The sequence below is a fragment of the Micromonospora sp. SL1-18 genome (assembly GCF_047921505.1).
Classification (GTDB): Bacteria; Actinomycetota; Actinomycetes; order Mycobacteriales; family Micromonosporaceae; genus Micromonospora.
In genome coordinates this window covers 1-5,678 of sequence record NZ_JBLROA010000133.1, presented here as the reverse complement: position 1 = coordinate 5,678, position 5,678 = coordinate 1, and the positions used below count along the sequence as shown (strand labels likewise).

Genomic DNA, 5,678 nt, shown 5'->3' with positions numbered 1-5,678 from the left:
ACCCCCATAGTACATGGAAATGTCCGACTATGATTGCCGATAAAACCCGGATCTGTTGCCAACCCTGCGCGGCGGCCGGCGCACCCACCAAGCAAAGCATCACCATCAACCACTTGACCACATCGGTCAGCCCATAACTTCACAATCTTGGGCGAAAGGCCGGAAACCGGCGCGGTCCGGGGTGAGCCTGACGATGATCGAAGGCATGGGTGCCAGGATGCCGAAGCTCGTGCCACCGATGCTCGCCTCCAGCGGCGCGCTGCCCACCGAACCCGGCTGGGGCTACGAGTTCAAGTGGGACGGTGTCCGCGCGATCGCCTACGTCGACAACGGGTTCCGGCTGCTCAGCCGCAACGACCGGGACGTCACCCGAGCGTATCCGGAGCTGGGTGAGCTCGCGCGCCTGCTGGCCGGGCGGCGGGCGGTGCTCGACGGGGAGATCGTGGCGCTCGACGGCAACGGGCGACCCAGCTTCTCGGCGCTGCAGCACCGGATGCACGTCCGGGCACCGGCCGCCGCGCTGGTCGCCGCCACTCCGGTACGGCTGTACCTGTTCGATCTGCTGCACCTCGACGGGCGGGACCTCACGCCCCTGCCGTACAGCGAGCGTCGCGCGGCGCTGGAGGAACTGGGGCTCAGCGGCGACAGCGTCGACACCCCGCCCTACTGGACCGGCGAGGCCGGCCGGGATCTGGCCACGGCGGCGGCTGAACTCGGCCTGGAGGGAGTCGTCGCGAAGCAGCTCCGGTCGCCGTACCAGCCGGGCCGCCGGGCGCCGGCATGGGTGAAGGTGCCGCTCAACGACACCGTCGAGGTCATCGTGGGCGGTTGGAAACGGGGCACCGGCCGGCGTGCCGGCACGATCGGTTCCCTGCTGCTCGGTATGTACGGCGCGCACGACAGGTTGTGCTACGTCGGGCACGTCGGCACCGGCTTCACCCAGGCCGTCCTGCGCGACCTGCAGCAACGCCTGAAGCCACTGCGCCGACCGGACCCGCCGTTCGACTCGCCGGTGCCGCGCGAACGCGCCCGCCACGCCGTGTGGGTCGAGCCGGTCCTGGTCGGGGATGTCACCTTCCGGTCCTGGACCCCGGACCGCCGGCTGCGGCACCCGTCATGGAAGGGGCTGCGCAGCGATCGGGAGCCGACCGAGATCCGGTTGCAATGGTGACGCGGTCACCTGGCCCGGCTGAGCTGGCAGGGCATCTCCAGTCCACACCCGAGCATTCCGCGGTGGCTGACCGCGCTTCCGCGCATCCACATACCGTTAGTGGACACCGCACTAGCCACTCGCGGGCTGCTCGCCTGCTGGATCCGTGTTCTGTTGTGGGGTGGGCAGCACGTCAGGGTCGGTCGGCGGCCCGAGGCTCGGCTGCCGCGGGGGTGGCGGATCGAATCGTAGTGCGGCCGCTGTCACGTCCGACACGACCTCGGCGAGGTCCGAGCCATAACTGTCCGGTTCGAGTATCCGCAGCACCAGGCAGAAGTCGCGGTCGTTTCCATACTGGCGGGCGAGCCGCCGGTGTTCCCTGGCCAGCATGCGGGCCGCGGCCAGGTTCGCCTGCGAGGTCTGGCCGACGACAAGGAACACCGGCCGTCCAGCGGCCCGGCCCGTTACCCGCGCGACAAGGGCGTACTCCAGCCGCCCGGGTTCCCGAACGTACTCGCTTCCGCCCACCCGGAACTCGGCGGTACCGGCGTCGACGTCCGCGGCGATGTGGACTCCGGGCAGAAACGCGCGCAGGTGGACCCGGCTTCGGGAATTGGTGGTCGGGCCGCCTACGCAGAACTCGGTCTGCTGCCCCAAATGTTGCGGTGCTGTTTCGGCGAGCGCCACGTCGGCTCGGCCACCGCAGTCGCTGATAATCGTGTTACCGCGACGGCGGCGGCGACGTCCCGCCGGTGCACGCTCAGCTCGTGTGGAGACGAGAAGTGCCGGCCGAGCAGCAGCAGGCACACCGTTCCCGGGTGGATCCCGAAGAAGGCACGCATCCGGGCTCGTCGCTGGTACCGAAGCAGCCGTTGCCCGGCCCAGACTGCGGTCCCGGAGAGCACGCTGGCGACGAGGTTGACCACCAGGTCTTGCATCGCGGATCAGCCGCCGAGCAGCGCGGACGACGGGATCTTCTGCCTGTGGACCTGGCCGCGGGCCACCAGCTGGCGGCTGTCGTCGACGTCGTACGCGATTTTGGTCGTCACTGCGCTTCGTTCCTGTCACGGTCGCCGGGCACGACTCCGCGCACCGGGAAGATCACATCCAGGTAGGAGAGCACTCTACTGCCATCGGAGCGATCAAGCCGTGGCCGATCGCTGGCAACGGTCAGGTGCATGGGTTGTCGGCGAGGGTGGTGCGGATCACTCCGGCCAGGGCCAACAGGTTTGGCAATATGAAGAGGTCTTCAATTGCCCATACTGTCAGTCGGTTAGGGGGACGTGTGGCGCTGCCGCTGTACGAGAGGAAGGCGGAGTTCTTCCGCACGCTCGGGCACCCGGTGCGTATCCGGGTGCTGGAGCTGCTCGGTGACGGGCCGATGACAGTGCGGGACCTGCTGGCTGACGTTGACATCGAGGCGTCGAGCCTGTCTCAGCAGCTTTCCGTGTTGCGTCGGGCGGGGATCGTGACGTCGAGGCGGGACGGGTCGGCGGTCATCTACGCCCTCGCGGGACCGGACGTGGCGGATCTCATGCGGGCGGCTCGTCGTTTCCTCACCGAGATGCTGACGGGCCAGGCGGAACTGCTCGAGAGCCTCCGCGGGGACCAGGTCGACGCTGACGACACGTCGCTGTCGGTCCCTCGGTGAGTGCTGCCGCCGTCGCCCGGCTGGCCTGGCGCCAGGCGGCCGGTCTTCTGCCCGGGCGGGCGGATGTCGCGGCGATGCGCAGGCAGCCCCGCCGCGACCTGCTCGCTGGGCTCACAGTTGCGGTGGTGGCGCTGCCGTTGGCGCTGGGGTTCGGAGTGTCGTCCGGTCTGGGGGCGTCCGCCGGCCTGATAACGGCGGTTGTGGCCGGCACCCTCGCCGCGTTGTTCGGCGGGTCAAACCTGCAGGTGTCGGGGCCAACCGGGGCAATGACGGTCGTGCTGGTGCCGATCGTGGCGCGCTATGGGCCAGGCGGTGTGCTCACGGTCGGGCTGATGGCGGGCCTGATCTTGCTGGCACTGGCCCTGCTCCGCGCCGGGCGGTACGTGCGTTACGTTCCGGCGCCGGTGGTGGAGGGCTTCACCGTGGGCATCGCCGCAGTGATCTTCCTGCAGCAGGTGCCCGCCGCGCTGGGTGTGCCGAGCCCGGATGGCGAGAACGTCACCGTGGTGGCCTGGCGGGCGCTGGTCGAGTTCGTCGGCCATCCGGCCTGGCCCGCGCTGATCGTGGCGCTCGGGGTGGCAGCGGTGATGCTGGCCGGTGCGCGTTGGCGGCCCACGGTGCCGTTCTCGCTGATCATGGTGGCTGCGGCTACCGTGGTGGCGCAGCTGCTGTCGCTCGATGTCGGCCGCATCGGCGCCCTGCCCGCCACCCTTCCCAGCCCGTCGCTGGGCTTCCTGGACCTGAGGGTCGTGCCGACCCTGTTCACCTCGGCGCTCGCGGTCGCCGCCCTGGCCGCCCTGGAGAGTCTCCTGTCGGCGACTGTCGCCGACGGGATGACGGTGAACCAGCGCCACGACCCGGATCGGGAACTGTTCGGTCAAGGTTTGGCGAACCTGGTGACCCCGCTCTTCGGCGGCGTACCGGCGACGGCGGCGATCGCCCGTACGGCAGTCAACGTCCGCTCCGGCGCCCAGTCGCGACTCGCTTCGCTGACCCACGCGGCTGCCCTGGCGATGATCATGCTGGCAGCCGCTCCGCTGGTGGCATACATTCCGGTTGCCGCGCTGGCCGGGGTGCTGCTGGCCACGGCTGTGCGAATGGTCGAGGTGGGCTCGCTGGCCGCCCTGGCCCGCGCAACCCGCTCCGACGCGCTCATCATGGCGCTGACCGCGGTAGCCACCCTTGCCTTGGACTTGGTCGCCGCCGTCGGGATCGGCCTGCTCGTCGCCGCCGCGTTGGCTATCCGCAAGATCGCGGGTGCGGCTCGACTGGAAGAGGTCCCGCTCGACATCGCTGACCATCACCTCGAGGAGGCCGCCCTGCTCAGAGAGCACATTGTGGCCTATCGCTTCGACGGGCCGTTGTTCTTCGCGGCCGCCCACCGGTTTCTGCTGGAACTGTCCGAGGTGGCGGATGTGCGGGTGATCATCCTGCGGATGTCCAGGGTGTCGACGATCGATGGCTCCGGCGCGCTCGTGTTACGCGATGCGATCGAGCGTCTCGAGCCCCGTGACATCGCCGTCTTCGTCTCCGGTGTCCGCGCGGACCAAGTGAAGATCCTCGACGCGGTCGGCGTGCTCGATCGGCTACGAGCTGCTGGTCGCGTCTTCCCCGGCACCGCCGGAGCGATCGACGCGGCGCGCGCCCATCTGCGTCGCACCGGCGTCCTGGCCATCGACAAGCAGGACGTGCTCGACCCCGCTGGGCATCCGTGACAGCGGCGGAGCTGCGCGAGAAAGGCCAACGCGGAGATGGATCCGGCCCGGCATGCGGCGTGGAACGCCTATCTGGCGGTACGGGTCGGCCTGCTACCCGACCTTGAGGCCCTGCAGGTCGAGGATTGTAGAGTCGCCGCGAAGCTGGCTGCGCTCGCGGTGCGCCTTCGCCAGCAGGCTCCACTGTGGCCCGCCTACGGCGACCGGCTCGGCATCGTGGTCAGTCGCGCCCGTGAGTTGCAGCGCGCCGGCGATCGCGCCGGCCTGACCGCTGTGCTGCGGGTCGTCCTCTTGTGGCTGTTCAGACTCTCGCAGGGTGCGGCCCGGCTGCCAGGTACAAGCATTAGTTGAACTTGAACGGCATGGCCCGCCGTACGAGAGATGGGCCGGCGGGCCATGCCGGGTCAGTGGGCCGTCCGCTTGGCGAGGAAGCCACGCTCGGCGCGCCTCCGTCGGCGGGGCTGCAGCTGGTCGACTTTCGGGACGGGCCGAACCAGGTTCACCAACGTCTGTGGGCGATCGGCTTCCCGACGCCTATGACTTGCCAACTTTAGCAAGTCATGAGATTCAACATCGTTGCAGACCGTCAGGATGGGAAGCCGGCTTAGGCCGGAGGCTGGCCGCCGGCGACGTGATTGCCGGGCTGGTGCCACTCGGCTGCTGCCTCAGCTGTTCGACGATCAGATCGCGCCGGCTACGGCGGGGGCGGTCGCGGCCGAACGTTCGGCGCAGTTTCCATCCGTCGGTAGGTGGCGCGCCTCGGCTATCAAGCGGACCGTAGCGTGTCTCCCCAGAAAGGGGTGGGCCCGTGAGCACGCCGCTGTATCAGGCCAAGGCCGAGTTTTTCAAAACGTTGGGGCATCCGGCCCGGATTCGAGTGCTGGAACTTCTCGCGGAGCGAGAGCATGCGGTGTCGGAGCTGCTGCCGCAGGTGGGCATCGAGGCGGCGCACCTGTCGCAACAGTTGGCGGTGCTGCGCCGGGCGAACCTGGTGGTGACTCGCAAGGATGGTTCGACCGTGTACTACTCGCTGGTCAGCCCGCAGGTGGCGGAGTTGCTGGCGGTGGCACGGCGGATCCTGACCGAGGTGTTGACCAATCAGGCCGAGCTGCTGGGTGACCTGCGCGCCGCTGAGCGGGCTGACCCAGCGTGAGCGAGCCGT

Annotated in this window: 7 protein-coding genes; 5 read left to right on the top strand and 2 right to left on the bottom strand. The window is 69.1% G+C overall.

What is annotated here, in order from left to right:
- Nucleotides 1-205 precede the first annotated feature (205 nt).
- A complete protein-coding gene (gene ligD / locus ACNAW0_RS29740; protein WP_416291363.1) occupies nucleotides 206-1,171 on the top strand; it encodes a non-homologous end-joining DNA ligase in 966 nt (321 codons plus the stop codon).
- 111 nt (nucleotides 1,172-1,282) lie between these two features.
- Here the strand turns inward: ligD and ACNAW0_RS29735 are convergent, their stop codons facing one another.
- Together ACNAW0_RS29735 and ACNAW0_RS29730 are read right to left on the bottom strand one after the other, a co-directional pair.
- Nucleotides 1,283-1,837 (bottom strand): hypothetical protein, encoded by a 555-nt coding sequence (locus ACNAW0_RS29735; RefSeq protein WP_416291362.1) that lies wholly within the window; start codon nucleotides 1,835-1,837, stop codon nucleotides 1,283-1,285.
- Entirely contained in the window at nucleotides 1,780-2,088 is a 309-nt protein-coding gene (locus tag ACNAW0_RS29730; RefSeq protein ID WP_416291361.1) for a hypothetical protein, read from the bottom strand. The genes ACNAW0_RS29735 and ACNAW0_RS29730 overlap by 58 nt, the downstream gene beginning before the upstream one ends.
- A gap of 347 nt (nucleotides 2,089-2,435) precedes the next feature.
- On the opposite strand from ACNAW0_RS29730, the gene ACNAW0_RS29725 reads away from it, so the two are divergent.
- From ACNAW0_RS29725 to ACNAW0_RS29710, 4 genes are all read left to right on the top strand, one after another.
- A complete protein-coding gene (locus ACNAW0_RS29725) occupies nucleotides 2,436-2,801 on the top strand; it encodes an ArsR/SmtB family transcription factor (protein WP_416291360.1) in 366 nt (121 codons plus the stop codon).
- A 74-nt stretch (nucleotides 2,802-2,875) separates the two neighbouring features.
- Nucleotides 2,876-4,516, top strand: coding sequence for a SulP family inorganic anion transporter (locus ACNAW0_RS29720; RefSeq protein WP_416291364.1), 1,641 nt, complete (start codon nucleotides 2,876-2,878; stop codon nucleotides 4,514-4,516).
- A 36-nt stretch (nucleotides 4,517-4,552) separates the two neighbouring features.
- Nucleotides 4,553-4,867, top strand: a complete 315-nt coding sequence (locus ACNAW0_RS29715) for a hypothetical protein (RefSeq protein ID WP_416291359.1) — start codon at nucleotides 4,553-4,555, stop codon at nucleotides 4,865-4,867.
- Nucleotides 4,868-5,324: 457 nt separating this feature from the next.
- Nucleotides 5,325-5,669: an ArsR/SmtB family transcription factor gene (locus tag ACNAW0_RS29710; protein ID WP_416291358.1), complete on the top strand. Its 345-nt coding sequence runs from the start codon at nucleotides 5,325-5,327 to the stop codon at nucleotides 5,667-5,669.
- The last annotated feature ends 9 nt before the right edge of the window (nucleotides 5,670-5,678 follow it).

What these genes read in the sequence shown, in the direction of transcription:
- ligD (WP_416291363.1), top strand. Translation starts at nt 206, where the DNA reads ATGGGTGCCAGGATGCCGAAGCTCGTGCCACCGATGCTCGCCTCCAGC.
- ACNAW0_RS29720 (WP_416291364.1), top strand. Translation starts at nt 2,876, where the DNA reads ATGCGCAGGCAGCCCCGCCGCGACCTGCTCGCTGGGCTCACAGTTGCG.
- ACNAW0_RS29715 (WP_416291359.1), top strand. Translation starts at nt 4,553, where the DNA reads ATGGATCCGGCCCGGCATGCGGCGTGGAACGCCTATCTGGCGGTACGG.
- ACNAW0_RS29730 (WP_416291361.1), bottom strand. Translation starts at nt 2,088, where the DNA reads ATGCAAGACCTGGTGGTCAACCTCGTCGCCAGCGTGCTCTCCGGGACC.